At 39.9% G+C, this 17407-nt stretch carries 17 protein-coding genes; 13 read left to right on the top strand and 4 right to left on the bottom strand.

All coding sequences use genetic code 11. The features are described 5' to 3' along the window. Positions 1–5: 5 nt before the first annotated feature. Together WG905_RS01870 and lspA are read right to left on the bottom strand one after the other, a co-directional pair. A complete protein-coding gene (locus tag WG905_RS01870) occupies positions 6–1352 on the bottom strand; it encodes a serine/threonine protein kinase (RefSeq protein ID WP_339589992.1) in 1347 nt (448 codons plus the stop codon). A gap of 38 nt (positions 1353–1390) precedes the next feature. Next, positions 1391–1918: a signal peptidase II gene (gene lspA, locus WG905_RS01865; protein ID WP_339589991.1), complete on the bottom strand. Its 528-nt coding sequence runs from the start codon at positions 1916–1918 to the stop codon at positions 1391–1393. Between the two features lie 260 nt (positions 1919–2178). Between lspA and WG905_RS01860 the strand changes: the two genes are divergently transcribed. Continuing rightward, entirely contained in the window at positions 2179–2406 is a 228-nt protein-coding gene (locus tag WG905_RS01860) for a hypothetical protein (protein WP_339589990.1), read from the top strand. Between the two features lie 336 nt (positions 2407–2742). Here the strand turns inward: WG905_RS01860 and WG905_RS01855 are convergent, their stop codons facing one another. Continuing rightward, the gene (locus WG905_RS01855; protein ID WP_339589989.1) at positions 2743–3894 is read right to left on the bottom strand and encodes a baeRF7 domain-containing protein; all 1152 of its coding nucleotides are present in this window, start codon (positions 3892–3894) and stop codon (positions 2743–2745) included. Between the two features lie 244 nt (positions 3895–4138). Between WG905_RS01855 and WG905_RS01850 the strand changes: the two genes are divergently transcribed. The 5 genes from WG905_RS01850 (at position 4139) to WG905_RS01830 (ending at position 9376) form a co-directional block, all read left to right on the top strand. Then, positions 4139–4906, top strand: coding sequence for a hypothetical protein (locus WG905_RS01850; RefSeq protein ID WP_339589988.1), 768 nt, complete (start codon positions 4139–4141; stop codon positions 4904–4906). A gap of 119 nt (positions 4907–5025) precedes the next feature. Next, positions 5026–6672: an alpha-glucan family phosphorylase gene (gene glgP, locus WG905_RS01845; RefSeq protein ID WP_339589987.1), complete on the top strand. Its 1647-nt coding sequence runs from the start codon at positions 5026–5028 to the stop codon at positions 6670–6672. An 82-nt stretch (positions 6673–6754) separates the two neighbouring features. After that, on the top strand, positions 6755–7561 hold the full coding sequence (locus WG905_RS01840; protein ID WP_339589986.1) for an MlaE family ABC transporter permease: 807 nt from the start codon (positions 6755–6757) through the stop codon (positions 7559–7561). Positions 7562–7566: 5 nt separating this feature from the next. Beyond that, positions 7567–8340 carry an ABC transporter ATP-binding protein gene (locus WG905_RS01835; RefSeq protein WP_339589985.1) on the top strand — a complete coding sequence of 258 codons (774 nt, stop codon included), beginning with the start codon at positions 7567–7569 and terminating at the stop codon, positions 8338–8340. Between the two features lie 4 nt (positions 8341–8344). Further along, complete coding sequence (locus WG905_RS01830) at positions 8345–9376, top strand: MlaD family protein (protein ID WP_339589984.1); 1032 nt, start codon at positions 8345–8347, stop codon at positions 9374–9376. A gap of 155 nt (positions 9377–9531) precedes the next feature. On the opposite strand, the gene WG905_RS01825 is transcribed toward WG905_RS01830, so the two are convergent. Next, on the bottom strand, positions 9532–11694 hold the full coding sequence (locus WG905_RS01825; RefSeq protein WP_339589983.1) for a S46 family peptidase: 2163 nt from the start codon (positions 11692–11694) through the stop codon (positions 9532–9534). Between the two features lie 229 nt (positions 11695–11923). On the opposite strand from WG905_RS01825, the gene WG905_RS01820 reads away from it, so the two are divergent. Genes WG905_RS01820 through WG905_RS01790 form a run of 7 tightly spaced genes read left to right on the top strand, consistent with a single transcriptional unit; the run spans position 11924 to position 17400 of the window. Then, entirely contained in the window at positions 11924–12823 is a 900-nt protein-coding gene (locus tag WG905_RS01820; RefSeq protein ID WP_339589982.1) for a MerR family transcriptional regulator, read from the top strand. Beyond that, positions 12820–14316, top strand: coding sequence for a phytoene desaturase family protein (locus WG905_RS01815; protein WP_339589981.1), 1497 nt, complete (start codon positions 12820–12822; stop codon positions 14314–14316). Before WG905_RS01820 ends, WG905_RS01815 begins: the two co-directional genes overlap by 4 nt. Then, positions 14316–15152 (top strand): phytoene/squalene synthase family protein, encoded by an 837-nt coding sequence (locus WG905_RS01810; RefSeq protein ID WP_339589980.1) that lies wholly within the window; start codon positions 14316–14318, stop codon positions 15150–15152. Before WG905_RS01815 ends, WG905_RS01810 begins: the two co-directional genes overlap by 1 nt. Continuing rightward, positions 15149–15754 carry a hypothetical protein gene (locus WG905_RS01805; protein WP_339589979.1) on the top strand — a complete coding sequence of 202 codons (606 nt, stop codon included), beginning with the start codon at positions 15149–15151 and terminating at the stop codon, positions 15752–15754. Before WG905_RS01810 ends, WG905_RS01805 begins: the two co-directional genes overlap by 4 nt. Further along, a complete protein-coding gene (gene idi, locus WG905_RS01800; protein WP_339589978.1) occupies positions 15739–16275 on the top strand; it encodes an isopentenyl-diphosphate Delta-isomerase in 537 nt (178 codons plus the stop codon). Before WG905_RS01805 ends, idi begins: the two co-directional genes overlap by 16 nt. After that, positions 16256–16708 carry a sterol desaturase family protein gene (locus tag WG905_RS01795; RefSeq protein WP_339589977.1) on the top strand — a complete coding sequence of 151 codons (453 nt, stop codon included), beginning with the start codon at positions 16256–16258 and terminating at the stop codon, positions 16706–16708. The genes idi and WG905_RS01795 overlap by 20 nt, the downstream gene beginning before the upstream one ends. Next, the gene (locus tag WG905_RS01790) at positions 16705–17400 is read left to right on the top strand and encodes a lycopene cyclase domain-containing protein (protein ID WP_339589976.1); all 696 of its coding nucleotides are present in this window, start codon (positions 16705–16707) and stop codon (positions 17398–17400) included. Before WG905_RS01795 ends, WG905_RS01790 begins: the two co-directional genes overlap by 4 nt. The last annotated feature ends 7 nt before the right edge of the window (positions 17401–17407 follow it).

Below are 17407 nucleotides of genomic sequence, written 5' to 3'. Positions count from 1 at the left end.
GCTGACTAAAAATAAACGGTTGTATCCAGATCTAATTTTGTGCTATCCACCGGTGTTTTTGTTACCGGGGGTCGCTCGACAGGCTTGATAGCTTTTTTCATATTTAAAATGCTATCAATTATGATATCTTCCGGTGCTCTTGTATCTGTTTGTAGTACGGTGGCGGTTTCAGGAGAAATACCCTTAGTCTTTTCGGCAGGCCTTTGGGGAGTAGAATCTGCTTTTTTATTCACCTGCTCAACCGGGTTTTTCTCTGTCTCAGGAGTAGCAAACAACAATATGCCTAATGTTCCAGTCATCACCACCAATAAAACCAACATGGAATAAAAGACGGGCCTGGAAACACGGATGGTATCTGAAGTTTCAGTCTCTTCCACTTTTGCCAACTCCTGTTCAGTTGTCATAAGATCGGTACTCCACTCATTACCAGCAATATCAGTTACTGAAGAAATACTGTTATGGATGATGAAATCCTGCAATTCCACACCATTTCCGAAGCGCTGTAAAGGTTCTTTCTGAAGACACTTTTCAATAACCTGCAACAACCACGCTGGTACCTGCATTTCATGAAACTTCTTTTGCTCAGACCAACTTTCAGGCAGATTTTTGCGCCGAAGCGCCATTAAATCAGGTACTTCCTGTTCCATGTGAGCCAACATAAGCTCATTACGTGATTTCTGCCCTTGTTCCACCAATGGAAAAGGAACTTGTCCGGCCAGGAGCTCATAAAGGATGATACCATAGCTGTAAATATCCGTTTGTAACAACAATTGCCCGTCATTCTGCTCCGGCGCCATAAATTCTATGGCACCTGCATGCTGTATACTCGTCCTGCGCTGATCGTCTGTCATCGCAGACAGGCCAAAATCCAGCAGCACATAGTTTCCTGAATGGACATTGTACTTGACATTATTACTTTTAATGTCGCCATGTTTTACAGATAACTTATGACAATGCGCCAGCGCATTAGCCAGCTGATCAGCCACTTTAATTACTTCCTTTATTGGAAAAATAGGCTCATGAGGTGGCTTCAATAAGTCCTCCAGATCCGGACCATCAATGAATTCCATTTCAATAAAAGGAAATGATCCGCTTTCAGTAATGCCGGAATTAAGAATTTTAACCACATTAGGGTTTGGTTCTTCGTTAACTTTCTTTAGTTTCTCTACTTCATTTTGAAAGTTGCGGAAATTTTTATCTTCGGCACTTTCTGTATGAATGGGCGTTGGCAACAGCTTGACTGCTGTAATAATGGTGCCTGTGCGTCTTCCTTTATACACTGAACCCTGGCCACCCGTACGGAGTGCACCCATATTTTCCAGACCTTCAGTAATCGTAAATACTTTACTCATTTATTATCCTACTACAATTTTAGTTCCATTATAACATATCAACATTTTGTGCTGGGGGTTGATGCTAACATTTCAGACGATTTTCTCCTTCGATAGATCGCTAAAAATAGCATCAGACTACCTATTGAGATGGATACGTCTGCCAGGTTAAAAACACCTGTCTCCACAACACCCAAATCAAGGTGTAAAAAGTCAGTTACAGAACCATATAATAAGCGGTCATATAAATTTCCGATGCCACCGCCAATTAGAAAACAAAAGCCTGTGGCATAGAGCTTTACATGACTTGTTTTACTTAGCAGATGGTAGACAGCATACATTAAAATCAGAAGCGGAAGCAAAGACAGAAAAACAAACTTAATACCTTCCGGAAAATCATCTCCATAACTTAAAAAAGCGCCAAAATTTTCCACCTTAAGGACTGTTAAAGAGTCGTTAAAAAATTTTAGTTGATCCTGACTAGTCAATTCTCTTCTAATAATGGATTTGCTGAGCTGATCACATCCAATATTACAGCAAATGATCAGTATTAGCAGTAATTTGGATAACAATACCTTCGATTTCATTCTTTTTATTTACAAGTTATAATTTATCAGTCATAAGGATAAATTCTAGTCTTATTTAATGCTGTATATTACACATGCTGTATTGCTTTATACACAGCATCATTTCTTCAAAAGTTAAAGCTAGCTATAGTTAACAAGCCCGGGCATAAGAGCTATAACTATTTATAAATCAATTTGTAACAATTTTTTGAGACGTTGCTCAAAAATATGAATTCTGGCATTTAATTTGGTTTACATGAATCAACTAAAGTTGTAAACTTATGAAAACATTACCTTACTTGAAACACTTAACCTACGCGTCCATCGTAGTGACCTTTCCATTTATTTTTTCTGCATCGAAAGACACGGTCGAACCGGCTGTTTTAGCTAAGCCAATAGCAAAACCAGCAATTAAAATTGAAATAGCACCAGCAGAAACAGTGAAAACTATTCGAGTAACGCTTGACAGTTTAAAGAAAACCAGCAATATCCTTATCAAACAAATATAACCAGCATATTTCCCGTTTCAATGCTACGCTCCGAATAATCAACTCACCCGACACCTTAAAAATTGTGTAACCCTGTGTTGCTTTTTGTACACAGTATGTTAACAATTTAGCCATACGATCTGATACGGTTTTCGTTTCATCTGTTCCCCCAATTGCTTTTGCTTTTTTCGACGTACTCATTCGTACCTCTAATTCATGATGTAACTGTTGATGTTTCTTTTGTCGACAGCGGTCGCTTTATGAGCTGGTCAGCAGCGTATCCATAGGAGGCGCAGCCAGGGATTTTGATTTGCCTGGTTACGCCGCCCCATCAATATTTAAATTCAACCCAATCAATTAGAAACGAAACGATGCCGCAATGATACTTTCTTTAGGCATCTGTTCCTTTTCTAGTACATACACTCTCCCGCCATTGATATAAGTTTTTGCCGCAGCTTTATTCAATAAGCATATATCACCATCTTGCTTTTTCTCATGGATCTCCAGCTTATGGTCATTTTCATTAAACTTGCCCCACAAATTGGTGTTCTTGCGAATAAAAAGATCTGACACCTGTGCAAAACAACTTGCTGGAATAACTTTCTCTGCCATAGAAGAAGTATTCGGTGTAGCAATCTGGTTATAATAATTCTTTAATGCCGCTTTTGTCTGCTGCTCGAAAAAAGGTGCCAGCAAAGTCCTTGCTTTCTGAAAAATAGCATGTGTATCTTCATATTCCTTATTACCGGTAATCGCGAATTCAGCAATGTTTTTATATTTACTGATTCCTTTATAGATTGGAATTAAATATTCTACACCAGCAAGTAACAAAGGTTTATTTTTATCATGTAAAACTTCAGCGAACAGGGTTTTGTCAACCTCCTGAAAATAAAGAGCGATATTTACTTTGTCGTCTAACTGTTCTCCGTGGCCATGGAAGGCAGCCGAGCGATCGGCCCCGCCGCTGCCCCGCCTAAATAAATCCTGATCCTCTTTCTCCTCAAAATGGACCACGTCCGCCATACCTTTAGGCAGGCCATTTATTTCCATGCGTTGCAAACCATATTCGTTGCCATGGAAAAACTTAGCGTCATGTTTGCTTAATACAAGTAAATAAAATTCTTCCTTATTGATTACTGCCGGTAATATCGGACTGATTAAAAAGGAGCTGTTTACAAAAGTTTGTTCTTTAACCTGAAAGGGCAACTGGATCACCTTAACGAAATCTTTCGAAAGAAAAACCGCTAAGCCTTCCTGTTGATTGTTCCAAAATACGTCATTGTGATATAAATCAAAACCTGGTTTTAATAGTTTTTCAATTTGAGGGGCCTTTTGCCCCTTTTCCAAAAGTAAATTATTTATATTTTGAAGTGCATTTTTGAAAATTATAGCATCCTGTTTTTCATTAACTGCTACACCCGAACGGTGGGCAGGCATTAAAATAGAAATACAAGGGTCGCCATGATAATTGATGAGTTCTCTTAATTCTTCCTTTGAAATAATATCCATTTCCTGTTGATTAGCTGTTAACAATGTAAATTATAGACTTCGCATTCCCTGGATACAGCCCTGGTAGCTGACTAGCATTTCGTAACCTCATGGACTAACATCCAACACTAATGCTTTAACAAGTTCCCATTATTGTTGTTTTAATTAATGAAAAGTTATTGCCGGCTACCGTAATTAAGCCCCTTATGTTTAAAACCAAAACACATCCTAATTTGTAGTTACAACAAAAATAGTTGTACAACAAATGGAAAAAATGATTCAAGCCCTCTTCAATAATGAAGTAGAGGCATTTACAGGGTTACAAGCTTTACAACAGTTAGATCTTACCAAAGATATCTCCCTGGGCGAAACATATGTTCTTAGTAAAGATGAAACAGGTAAAACCTCCATCCGTTCCGCAAAGGATAAGTCTGAAGGCACCGGCATTATCAGCGGCGGCCTTGTTGGAGGATTATTAGGCTTACTGGCGGGGCCATTAGGCTTCATTGTTGGTGTTGCCGGAGGGATGTATGCCGGATCGGCCAGTGAAACTTTACATGCCGAAGAAATTTCAAATTACCTGGACAAAGTTTCTTTGAATGTTCCAAATGGCAAATCAGTATTGGTAGCTCACTTATGGGAAGACTGGGAAACCCCGGTTGATGCTGTTTTAAAGCCAATTTCGATAGACGTACAAAGGTTCAATGTCCACGATGAAGTTTTTATACCTGCAAAAACGGAATTAGGTAAAATTAATGATGCGATCAAAGAAGCAGAAACAAGATACCTGCAAGCTCATGGTGCAGAAAAAGCAGATTGGAATGCCACCCTGGCCGACCTTAGGAATACGCGTGAAAAGCTGCAGAGAAATTTAACTAACAATGCTGATCAGCTGGAAAAACAATACCAGCAATGGATCGACAAGGCACAATCATCCCCCACCACAGAAACCTCTGAGGATAAAAAAGCACAGCTTGCCAGTCGATTGGAAGAACAGAGAATAAGACTCGAACAAATCAAACGCAACCGCTAGTTGCCATCCTTAAGTAAAATGCGCATAACTGCGCTTATTTTATTCCAAAAAACACTATTTTAAACGATATTTAACGCAAAATCATGCCTGTAAACAGGCAGACCCAACCGCTATACCCTATGATGACAAAAGAGGAGATATTTGGCTATCAGCCAAACGACGAATATAAAAAGACAGTTGCCTATTTTTCAATGGAATTTGCCATAGACCAGTCCCTTAAAATATATAGTGGAGGGTTAGGATTTCTGGCAGGTTCTCATTTGCGCAGTGTTTATGAATTGAAACACCCCACCATAGGGATCGGGATGTTATGGAAATATGGTTATTATGATCAGCTTCGTGACAGGGATGCCACCATGAAGCCTTTCTATGTGGAGAAAGCTTATTCTTTCCTCAAAGATCCGGGAATTACTTTCACCATCCAGGTTCACAACTCGCCGGTATTGGTAAAGGCTTATTTATTGGAATCTGAAACTTTTGGTTCCGCACCTTTATTTCTCTTAAGTACCGATGTCGATGGAAATGATGAACAATCCCGTTCTATCACGCGCCGCCTGTACGATTCCAATGAGGCTACACGTATAGCCCAGTCAATGGTATTGGGTATCGGCGGGGCAATGTTAATAGATAAACTTGCCCTTGATATAGATGTGTATCACATGAACGAAGGCCATTCTTTGCCGCTCAACTTTTATTTATACGCGAAGTACAAAAGCCTGGAGGAGGTTAAAAAACGCGTTGTGTTTACTACCCATACACCCGAAGTGGCCGGCAATGAGGAACATAGTTACCGCATCCTTCAGGATATGTCTTTCTTCTACCACCTGCAGGATCATGAGGTTAAACATATTTTGAACATTGATGGCGACCAATTAAATTACACCCTGGCTTCCTTGTTATTCGCACGCAAAGCCAACGGCGTATCTAAACTTCATGGTGCCGTGGCCCGTGATATGTGGAGCAGTAATCCTGGCATTTGCGAGATCATTTCCATTACCAATGCGCAGAATAAAACCTATTGGAAAGATGAAATTTTTGAAAAGGCATTGTCTGCAAACGATGACAACGCTATTGTACTTCGTAAAAAGGAAATGAAATCTATGCTTTTCAAATTGGTTAAAGATCAATGTGGAAAGTTATTTGATCCCGAAGTGTTAACTATCGTTTGGGCAAGGCGCTTTGCAGCTTATAAACGTGCAGATCTTCTAATGCAAGATTGGGAGAGGTTTTTAAAACTGGTAGATCATGCAGCATACCCCGTGCAGGTAATCTGGGCCGGCAAACCTTATCCTGAAGATACGGGTGCAATAGAGGTGTTTAATAAGCTGATCACAAAAACCAAAGGCTTAAAGAACTGTGCGGTGTTAACAGGCTATGAATTAGGCTTATCAGCATTGTTGAAGAAAGGTTCTGACCTCTGGCTAAATAACCCGCGCATGTACCGGGAAGCATCAGGCACAAGTGGCATGACCGCAGCGATGAACGGAAGCATTAATTTATCTATCCCTGATGGCTGGGTACCGGAATTTGCCAGGGATATGGAAAATTGCTTTGTGATTGAACCTGCTGCCGATGAACTTACGGAACACCAGAAAGATCACCTGGAAGCCGAAGCCTTACTGGTAAAACTTGAAGAAACCATCATCCCTTTATACTATACTGAACATGAAAAATGGTTGAAGATATTGAAAAATGCTGCCACTGAGGTGGTGCCTCAATTTGATTCGACAAGAATGGTAAGGGAGTATGAAAAGGAATTATATTAATTTTTAGCCTCAAGCTGTAAGCTATTCTTAACTTTGGCGTTTATTAGACGTGTTTCGAATTATTCAAATATTATTTCTCTAAATGGAGAGCAAAGAAAATCCCACCGTAGTAACGGAAGAAATAAAAGGTCCTGGTTTGTTTGCCAGGATGTTTTTATCATTATATGATGTTTATAAATTTATTGCCCGTTTCTTTAGAGAAGCATTTCTTCCACCATATGAGTGGAAAGAAATATGGCGTCAATGTTACGATATCGGTTACCGTTCAGCATTATTGATTTCTACCACTGGTTTTATTACCGGTATCGTTTTTACCAAGCAAAGCAGGCCCTCACTGGCCGAGTTTGGTGCTACATCATGGCTGCCCTCACTGGTGGGCATTGCCTTATTGCGAACATTGGCCCCCTTGCTCACCGGCTTAATTGCTGCAGGTAAGGTGGGGTCCAGCATTGGTGCTGAACTAGGCTCCATGAAAGTTACCGAGCAAATTGATGCCATGGAAGTTTCTGCAACCAACCCCTTTAAGTTTTTAGTAACCACCAGGGTATTGGCCGCAACCATTACCATGCCTATTTTGATGTTCTATACTGCCATGATCGGCATGTTGGGCGCCCTGCTTAACGTGGCTATGTTCGAAGATACGAGTGCCAGAGCTTTCTTTATCGCTTCACTGGAACAGATTACTTTTCTAGACTTTACAGCTTCTACCGTGAAGGCCATACTTTTTGGCTTCACTATTGGTATTGTAGGTTGTTATAAAGGCTATAACTCTTCAAAAGGAACAGAAGGCGTTGGTAAAGCAGCAAATGAGGCTGTGGTGGTATCTATGTTCCTTATTTTTATTGAAGAAGTTATTTCTGTCCAGTTTTTTAGCCTGTTTAGATCCTAATTTTTATGTTACAGAAAACACTTACCGACCTGGAAAAGGAGAAAGTTATTGAAATTAAAGGTTTAGATAAATCTTTTGGTAATTTCCACGTATTGCAGAATGTCGATCTTAACTTATACCGAGGAGAAAACCTGGTTGTACTTGGGAAATCAGGGACAGGAAAATCTGTTTTGATAAAAATCATCATTGGTTTATTAACGCCAGACAACGGGATTGTTAATGTACTGGGGAACATTGTTGACCAGATTACCTATAAACAATTGCTTGAACTCAGACTTAAAGTGGGCTTTTCTTTCCAAAACAGTGCACTCTATGACAGTATGACCGTGAGAGAAAACCTGGAGTTTCCATTGGTGCGCAACCGAAGGGATTTAACAAAGGGAGAAGTTAACAAGACGGTAGAAGGCGTTTTAGATGCTGTGGGCTTATTAAGCACCATTAATCAAATGCCATCGGAGCTTTCCGGCGGGCAAAGAAAAAGGATCGGCATTGCCAGAACCCTTATTCTTAAGCCGGAGATCATGTTATATGATGAGCCTACTGCAGGTTTAGATCCTATCACTTGCCTGGATATCAATAATCTTATTAACGAAGTACAAGAACGTTTCCATACGAGCTCCATCATCATCACTCATGATTTAACTTGTGCCAAGGCTGTGGGAAACCGGGTTGCCATGCTATTGGATGGCCACTTCCAACGTGTAGGAACTTTTGAAGAAGTATTTAATACAGAAGATGAAAGGGTGAAACCTTTCTATGATTATAATTTTATACAATAAATATATGCAATTAACAGATAATCGCCGGCAGATAACGGTTGGGATATTCATATTCGTTGGCTTACTGATCTTTGTTTTGGCAGTATTTACGCTTGGCGGCCAGAAAAAGACTTTTAATAAAAGTATCAGCTTGAGTATTGTTTTTGATGACATCCAGGGATTAAAAACCGGTAACAATGTCTGGTTTTCGGGTGTAAAAATAGGCACGATCAAGAAGATACAATTCCACGGAACTTCACAGGTACTGGTTATTGTAGACATTGATGAAGAAGCGCACCAATACATTCATAAAGATGCCACTGCAAGTATCAGTTCAGATGGATTGATAGGAAACAAAATTATTGTAATTACCGGCGGCAGCACTAAACTCCCTTTTATCGAGGATGGGGACAGGCTGACTGTTAGTACGACGCTGTCAACAGATGAGATCATGAAGACCTTTCAGGTGAATAATAAAAATCTGGTAGATATTACCAATGATTTTAAAACCTTATCGCAGGGTTTGGTTGCAGGTAAAGGTACTGCGGGGGCTTTACTCGCTGATGAAAAGATAGCGAACGATTTCAAAGCTATCGTTGCAAATTTAAAAACCACCACGGTAACTGCGAACAGAATGTCTGTAGCCCTGGACCAGTTCACCAAGAAAATGAATACGGAAGGTGGTCTTGCGGATAAACTGATGACAGACACTGCAGTGTTTGCTCAAATACAGCGTTCGGTAAATGAAATGCAGAAAACAGCCAAAGCTGCTGCTGCCATGACTGCGAATTTAAATGCGACTTCAGCGAAATTAAACCAAACAGATAATGCGGTGGGTTTATTGCTTAATGACACGGCTACTGCAGATCAGGTGAGGTCTATTGTGACCAACCTGGAAACCAGCAGCAAGAAACTGGATGAAGATCTGGAAGCCCTTCAAAGTAATTTCCTTTTCAGAGGCTTCTTTAAAAAGAAAGCCAAGGAAGAAGCGAAAGCTAAAGAAGAGGCCGCAAAACAGGAGGCTGTAAAAGACCAGACTGTTAAAGAAGGAAATTAAGGTCATCCCGTGTCCGTGTCCTTTCGGGATCTATTTACGACCCACAGTGCGTGCGCGACGATGAGATACTGTATTCAATTAAAGCGATCGAAAGTAAAAGCCCTCAATCATTGACAAATGATTGAGGGCTTTTTATTAAAACGTTATTTTGCAGGTTACTTCCTGATCTCTAATTCGTCAATGATGTTTTTAGCACCACCCAACACGTCTATGCACCAAAGTACATAACGGATGTCGACACTAATGTTGCGTTTAAACTTCTTGTCAAAAGCAATATCACCACTCATCGCTTCCCAGTTACCATCGAAAGCCAGGCCAATCAGCTCACCCTTTCCGTTGATCACTGGTGAACCTGAGTTACCACCGGTAATGTCATTGTTAGTAATGAAGTTAACGGTTAAAGTACCATCATTACCATACTGACCAAAATTCCTTTTATTGTAATTTTCAATTAAAGAAGCCGGTAAATCAAACTCGCTGTCGCCGGGTACATATTTCTGCATCACGCCATCTATAGTTGTTGTCGTATTGTATGTTATCCCGTCTTTAGGCGAATAATCCTGTACATTACCATAGGAAATACGCATGGTAGAATTGGCATCAGGATAGATCACCTTGCCCTTATTTTTTTCCAAAGTAGCTTTTAAATAAAGGTGGTCCAATTCTGTTTTTTTAGTTTCAAAATCAGCAACTACAGTTCCGAAATTATTTTTGATATAAGTTGTCGGACTAACGTTAGCCGCATATTGATATCCAGGATCATTTTCTACAGCTTTAGCAGAAGGATTGGAAGCTAAGAAAGCTTTTAGTTTCTCCGGTCTGATGAAATTACTGTTCTCCCATAAATAATCAGCATACTTCTGGAAGGTAGTTTCAGGATTCCCTGTCCAATACTTTTCTACAATAGCCGTATAAAATTTCGGATGAGATTTTATCGGTACATCCTTATAAAACTCAGCCAGGATTTTGGCAAATGTGCGTTTATCTGCCGCCTCTGTATAAGTAGTGGTATAGGTGCTAAGGCTTTTATTTATTCTTTCCTCTAATTGTTGAACATAAGCAGCATCTGTTTTCTTTTGGTCTTTAGAGATCAGCGTATTGCCCAGTGATATGGCATTGGGCACCCATGCAGAAGCCAGAAAACCTTCATTGATGTAGGTGCGTTGCACAGCAATAGGCTCTAAAGTTTCATAGATCTCTTCATACTGATCCATTAGACCTGCAAATTCAGTCTTTTCAGCTGCCCATTCCCTAAAGGCTTTTTCGTCATTCCTTTTAGATTCAGCAACCTTCAATCTTTTCAGTTGTTCCGTCTGGCCAATGAAGTATTTCCAATAATTTGCAATACTGGCATATTTAGAAGATAGCTTCAAACGGGTATCCACACTTTTGTTCATATCCTCTTTCCATGATTTCAAACGGATATCACGCAATTTAACGATGGTAGGGTTCACCTTTTCCGTCGCCAGGTCAACACCGTATGAAGTTAAATACCTGTCGGTACGGCCAGGGTATCCATAAACAATGGAAAAATCACCTTTTTCAACACCTTTAATAGAAACCGGAAGGAATTGCTTAGGCTTAAAGGGCGTATTATTTACATTATATTTTGCAGAAACATTTCCTTTGCCGGCATAAACCCTGAAAACAGAGAAATCACCTGTATGACGTGGCCATTCCCAGTTATCTGTGTCGCCACCATATTTTCCAATATTTTGAGGCGGGGTACCAACCAGGCGAACATCATCAAAACGTTCATAAATACATAGGATATACTGGTTAGCTTTGAAGAAATCTTTTACATTGGCTTCAATGTTCGGACCAGTGCTTGCTTTTTTCGAAATAGCAGCGGAAACTTCTGTCAATTTAGCCTCTTTTGCTGCGCCGGTAAGGCCCTTAGTAGCCGAGTTAACCTGATCTGTAACATCCTCCATTTTTAACAGAAAACGTACAAATAAACCCTCCACAGGTTTTTCTTCACCATAATTTTTGGCGTAAAAACCATTGTCAAGAATGTTGTTCTGCGCAGTAGAATTCGACGCAATTGCATCATAGCCACAATGGTGATTCGTGAAAATCAAACCCTTATCTGACACAATTTCACCAGTGCAAAACCCACCGAAATGTACAATGGCATCCTTCATACTGGAACCATTAGCATTATACAAATCCTTGGCAGTCAACTTAAAGCCTTGTTTCTTCATTTGCTCATAATTCTTTCCTATGAGCATAGGGATCCACATCCCTTCATCTGCCTTTACTGAACTGGCAAACGAGAATGTCATCACCAGTAGTAACAGGTAAACTATTTTTTTCATGATAATAAAAAGTTAATTAAGCAGCTAAGTTAACAAGAATCATTCAATAATACTTATTGGTCGTTTTCATCAAACCACTGCTTTTTTTTATAATACGACATTTAGATATTGATCCTAAAGCGTATATTAAAGAGTTATTTATGACGGCCTTTTTTTTTAATAAAAATGTAGAATCAACACCATATTTATTTACCTTTGTTTAAATTTAAACGCGTTTATTTAAACAACGATGCAATACTCCATTTCCGATTTAGAAAAGTTATCTGGCATACAGGCACATACCATCAGGATATGGGAGCAGCGTTACAATGCCTTGAAGCCCAGTCGCACGGCCGGGAATACGCGGTATTACGATGATAATGAAGTGAAAAGACTCTTGAATATTGTTAGCCTGAGCGAATCGGGATTGAAAATATCCCAAATATGTGCGCTTTCAGACCAGGAGTTGCAGGCTTATATTGAAAGAGAAATTGTGGCTTTAAGTGCTGACAACAAACAATTTGAGCCTTATATATCTCAGTTGCTTCATCATGGCCTCACTTATGATGAAATAACCATAAACAAGTTGCTATCTAAATGTACAGACCATTATGGACTGAAAGCAACCTATCAGCACATCATTTATCCCTTATTGGTCAGGCTTGGCCTCTTTTGGCAAAAAGATAGTATTTATCCGGCACAGGAACATTTTTTATCCAACCTGATCCGGCAAAAACTTTATTCTGCCATTGATGCACTGCCAACGCCAGAGAATCCACAGTCTGTCTGGCTTTTATTTCTACCGGAAGATGAAGGACATGATATCGGTTTACTTTACGCTAATTATGTACTAAAGGAAGCTGGAGAAAAGGTAATCTATTTAGGAAGCCATGTTCCAATGCCTTCTTTAATACAAGCCGTAAAAGACAATCCGGTAGACCACCTGTTACTTTTCATGGTTTATGCAAGGTTAACGACCGATGCACAAAGTTATATCGATCATTTAACGGCACAATTTCCGGATTTACAAATACACCTTTCTGGAAGTCATAAACTGCTGTCAGATTTAAAAATGCCACAACAGGTAAATTGGTTTAATGATATCGGAGCCTTTGAAAATTTCATTCACCCTAATGAGTTGACAGTATGAGCACAGTTACAAATAAATTAAGGGTTGCTGTTATCGGCTCAGGTTTTGCAGGATTAAGTGCGGCTGCGTATTTAGCTAAAAATGGCTTTCAGGTAGAAGTATTTGAAAAGAATGAGGAAGTTGGTGGCCGCGCAAGGCAATTGACCACCGATGGCTATGTTTTTGATATGGGCCCCAGCTGGTACTGGATGCCTGATGTGTTTGAAAAATTCTTCAGGGATTTCGGGTATGAGGTGAGTGATTTATATAAACTTACCCGTCTTGACCCCGCCTTTACCATAATTTTCCCAAAAAATAAAGTCTATCCTATTCCGGATGATTATACCGAACTCTGCAAACTTTTTGAATTGATAGAACCGGGCAGCTCCATAAATTTAGCCGCTTTTATGGAAGAAGCCAAGTTTAAATATGAAGTGGGAATAGAAAACCTCGTTTATAAACCGGGCTTGTCGTTATTTGAATTCGCCGACATGGACCTGATCAGGGGCATATTTAAGCTGCAGGTATTTACTTCTTTCAGCAAACACGTAAAGAAGTATTTCAAGAATCCCCAGCTCATTGCCTTAATGGAATTCCCGGTTTTATTTCTGGGTGCCACGCCCGAGGAAACACCTGCTTTATACAGTCTGATGAATTATGCGGGTTTGAAATTAGGCACCTGGTATCCTGAAGGTGGTTTCGGTGAAGTCATCAAATCCATGCGGAAGATATGCGATGGTTTAGGTGTTCAATTTAATCTTGGGGAACCGGTGTCAACCATACATATTGAAAATAACCAGGCTAAAGCAATTACGACTTCAAAAAGGCACAGCAATTATCATGCGGTAGTAGCTGCCGGAGATTATCACCACATGGAACAAGAACTACTGCAGGAGCCTTATCGCAACTATAAAAATGCTTACTGGAAAAACCGCGTGATGGCTCCCTCCTGCCTGATTTTTTATCTTGGCATCAACACTTCTGTAAAAAGACTGGAGCATCATAATCTGTTTTTCGATGAAGATTTAAAGGTCCATGCTTCAGAAATTTATACAAATCCTAAATGGCCATCCAAGCCGCTGTTTTACGTTTGCTGTCCATCTAAAACAGATCACTCCGTTGCACCGGCAGGACATGAGAACCTTTTTGTGCTCATTCCAATTGCACCGGACTTGAAAGATGAAGAATTTAAAAGAGAGGAATATTTCACCATGGTCATGAACAGGCTCGAAACCTATTGTAACCAGGATATCCGCAAGAGCATTGATTATAAAAAAAGCTATTGTGTAAAGGATTTTATTGCGGACTATCACTCTTTTAAAGGTAATGCTTATGGCCTGGCAAATACCTTATCGCAAACTGCCAATTTAAAACCGTCCATCAGAAATAAAAAAGTTTCCAATCTTTTTTATGCGGGACAGCTCACTGTACCTGGTCCGGGAGTCCCGCCGTCTTTAATTTCCGGACAGGTGGCTGCAAACCAAGTCATAAAACACTTTAAATCAACCGTGTGATGAAAGAACTATTTGACCAGTTGTCTGCAGAATGCAGCAAGATCACCACAAAAAGATACAGCACCAGTTTCTCTCTGGGGATCTATTTCCTGAGCAAAAGAATACGTAACCCCATTTATGCAATTTATGGTTTCGTACGTTTTGCAGACGAAATTGTGGACAGCTTCCATGATTACGACAAAAAATACTTACTCGAGAAGTTCAAGAATGATTGCTTTGAAGCGATTGCACAGGGCATAAGCTTAAACCCGGTGTTGAACTCTTTTCAAAAGGTAGTGCATGAATATCAAATCGACCATGAACTTATCCGCCAGTTCCTGAGGAGCATGGAAATGGACCTGGAGCCAGCCATTTACAGCGAAGAGAAGTATGAAAGCTATATATTAGGATCGGCTGAGGTGGTAGGATTAATGTGCTTAAGTGTTTTTACAGAGGGCGACAAGCAAAACTATGAGCGTTTGAAACCATATGCCATGAAATTAGGATCCACCTTTCAAAAGGTAAACTTTTTAAGGGATGTAAAAGCAGATTTCCAGCAACTAAACAGGAATTATTTCCCGGGTGTAGACCTGGCACAGTTTTCTGACCTGCAAAAGAAGCATATTGAAGAAGAGATTGAGGAGGAATTTAAACAGGCACTCATTGGCATTAAACAATTACCCTTATGTTCCAGGAGCGGCGTATATTTGTCTTACATCTATTACAAGGAACTATTTAACAAAATTAAACAGGCTTCGGCACACCAGATCATGGACCAACGGATTAGAATTTCCAATAGTCACAAAATTGGTTTAATGTTTGATTCCATGATCAGGTATAAAATGAATGCATTATGAAACTACTTCTTATTTTGTTGACCTTCCTTCTCCCGTTCAAAAATCATGCTGCTGAAACCATCATCAGCTTGCAGCTTACAAAAAGCAATGACTATAAGCTGATGATAGCTTCATCACCGTTAAAAAACAATATATATACTGTTGAAAACGTACCTATTGTCAAAATACGTACTTTGTTGATACAGGCTGCAGAGAGTAAAAAAGCCAACAAAGAGCTGAAGACCATTTTAGATGCCTGCAATCCTAAGAACCCGCTGATCAATGGTTATCAGGGTGCCTCAGTGATGATTGAAGCCAAGCACATGTTTAATCCGCTGGCCAGGTGGAATAAATTCAAACAAGGTAAGGCATTGATAGAAGATGCGATAAAAGCTGATAGTTTAAATTATGAATTAAGGTACCTCAGGTTTGCCATTCAAACTAATATACCTCCTGTTTTAGGTTATTCTGCCGATATCCAGGCAGATAAAAAGCTGTTAATAGACAGGCTGAGAAAAATAACCGATACTGATCTGAGAAACCGGGTGTTTAATTTTTTGCTTTCGGCAAAGGTTTGCACCAAAGAAGAATTGAATAAGTTGAAACAATGGAAGAACGGGTAATACTTGTAAATCAGGATGACCAGGAAATGGGAACCATGGAAAAACAGGAGGCACATGTTTCCGGATTGCTCCATCGTGCCTTTTCAATATTTATTTTTAACAGTAAGGGAGAACTGCTTTTGCAGCAACGCGCACTGGATAAATATCATTCTCCCGGTTTATGGACCAATACCTGCTGCAGTCACCCCAGGCCTGGTGAAGATACTTTAGCTGCCGCAAACAGGAGGCTGCAGGAAGAAATGGGTATGCAAACGGAACTTCAGTATGGCTTTAATTTCACCTATAAGGCAAACTTCGGTAATCATTTAATTGAACATGAGTTTGACCATGTGTTTTTCGGCTCGAGTGATTTACTGCCCCTTGCCAATCCGGCGGAGGTAGCTGCTTTTAAATACCTGAGCTTAGCTGAACTGGAGCAAGACCTGATCAAAAACCCTGAACATTACAGTGCCTGGTTGAATATTTGTTTCCCAAAGGTGGTTGATTTTAAACATAAAATATATGGAACATTGGGTAGTTAAACTGATGGTGGTTCTGCTCACCTTCATCGCTATGGAGGCGGTGGCCTGGCTCACGCATAAATACCTCATGCATGGGCTATTTTGGTTTCTGCATCAGGACCATCATAAAAAAGATCATCCCGGTTTTTTTGAAAGGAATGACTTTTTCTTTTTAATTTTCGCCATCCCTGGGATCATTTGCCTGGCATTGGGTACAATTTACCATGTCTCCCTGGCTTTCTATATTGGCATCGGCATCACCGCCTATGGAGCCGCTTATTTTTTTGTGCACGATATCTTTATCCACCAGCGCTTCAAAATATTACGAAAAACAGATAACCGCTATTTTAAAGCATTACGCCGTGCCCATAAAATGCATCATAAACATTTAAATAAGGAACATGGTGAATGTTTTGGAATGCTTTGGGTCCCTTTAAAGTATTTTAAATCATGAAATATACCTATCTGCTGGTCAATTTCTTCACCATCATTGTTCCTTTTATATTCTCTTTTCACCCTAAGCTGCAATTCTATAAAACCTGGCGAGCCTTCTTTCCTGCCGTGTTGCTTACCGGCTTGTTCTTCGTGTTATGGGATAATTACTTTACAGGCCTGGGTATCTGGGGTTTTAATGAACAATATGTTAGCGGTATTTTTATCGGAAACTTGCCCCTAGAAGAGATCCTCTTCTTCTTCTGTATCCCCTACGCTTGCGTTTATACTTATCATTGCATCGATCTGTTTCTTAAAGACAGGGCAGAACATCCATTGGAAAGTAAACTGACGCTTTTATTTGTGCTGAGTTTTATCCTCATCGGGGTCCTCCATTACCAACAGGTTTATACGTTGTTTGCATTTATCTGCGCCGCATTATTCCTGATCCTAGCAAAATACATTATGAAAGTACAATGGTTATCAAGATTTTACCTCATTTATGGCATCCTGCTTTTCCCTTTTTTGATAGTGAACGGCGTCCTTACCGGTACGGGGTTAGAAAACCCGGTGGTATGGTATAATGAAGCAGAAATATTCGGCACCAGGATTTTCACGATTCCTGTTGAAGATATTTTTTATGGAATGGCCATGGTGTTGATGAACCTGTTAATTTACAAGTCCCTAATTCCAAAGGTCATACAAGTTAAATAATAGGTTT

The sequence above is a fragment of the Pedobacter immunditicola genome, assembly GCF_037482985.1.
GTDB lineage: Bacteria > Bacteroidota > Bacteroidia > Sphingobacteriales > Sphingobacteriaceae > Pedobacter > Pedobacter immunditicola.
Note: the sequence above shows the minus strand (reverse complement) of the source record. Positions and strands in the feature narration are given on the sequence as shown.

Excerpts from the sequence above, each read along its gene's own strand:
- WG905_RS01870 (WP_339589992.1), bottom strand. The coding sequence starts at position 1,352 with ATGAGTAAAGTATTTACGATTACTGAAGGTCTGGAAAATATGGGTGCA.
- lspA (WP_339589991.1), bottom strand. The coding sequence starts at position 1,918 with ATGAAATCGAAGGTATTGTTATCCAAATTACTGCTAATACTGATCATT.
- WG905_RS01860 (WP_339589990.1), top strand. The coding sequence starts at position 2,179 with ATGAAAACATTACCTTACTTGAAACACTTAACCTACGCGTCCATCGTA.
- WG905_RS01855 (WP_339589989.1), bottom strand. The coding sequence starts at position 3,894 with ATGGATATTATTTCAAAGGAAGAATTAAGAGAACTCATCAATTATCAT.
- WG905_RS01850 (WP_339589988.1), top strand. The coding sequence starts at position 4,139 with ATGGAAAAAATGATTCAAGCCCTCTTCAATAATGAAGTAGAGGCATTT.
- glgP (WP_339589987.1), top strand. The coding sequence starts at position 5,026 with ATGATGACAAAAGAGGAGATATTTGGCTATCAGCCAAACGACGAATAT.
- WG905_RS01840 (WP_339589986.1), top strand. The coding sequence starts at position 6,755 with ATGGAGAGCAAAGAAAATCCCACCGTAGTAACGGAAGAAATAAAAGGT.
- WG905_RS01835 (WP_339589985.1), top strand. The coding sequence starts at position 7,567 with ATGTTACAGAAAACACTTACCGACCTGGAAAAGGAGAAAGTTATTGAA.
- WG905_RS01830 (WP_339589984.1), top strand. The coding sequence starts at position 8,345 with ATGCAATTAACAGATAATCGCCGGCAGATAACGGTTGGGATATTCATA.
- WG905_RS01825 (WP_339589983.1), bottom strand. The coding sequence starts at position 11,694 with ATGAAAAAAATAGTTTACCTGTTACTACTGGTGATGACATTCTCGTTT.
- WG905_RS01820 (WP_339589982.1), top strand. The coding sequence starts at position 11,924 with ATGCAATACTCCATTTCCGATTTAGAAAAGTTATCTGGCATACAGGCA.
- WG905_RS01815 (WP_339589981.1), top strand. The coding sequence starts at position 12,820 with ATGAGCACAGTTACAAATAAATTAAGGGTTGCTGTTATCGGCTCAGGT.
- WG905_RS01810 (WP_339589980.1), top strand. The coding sequence starts at position 14,316 with ATGAAAGAACTATTTGACCAGTTGTCTGCAGAATGCAGCAAGATCACC.
- WG905_RS01805 (WP_339589979.1), top strand. The coding sequence starts at position 15,149 with ATGAAACTACTTCTTATTTTGTTGACCTTCCTTCTCCCGTTCAAAAAT.
- idi (WP_339589978.1), top strand. The coding sequence starts at position 15,739 with ATGGAAGAACGGGTAATACTTGTAAATCAGGATGACCAGGAAATGGGA.
- WG905_RS01795 (WP_339589977.1), top strand. The coding sequence starts at position 16,256 with ATGGAACATTGGGTAGTTAAACTGATGGTGGTTCTGCTCACCTTCATC.
- WG905_RS01790 (WP_339589976.1), top strand. The coding sequence starts at position 16,705 with ATGAAATATACCTATCTGCTGGTCAATTTCTTCACCATCATTGTTCCT.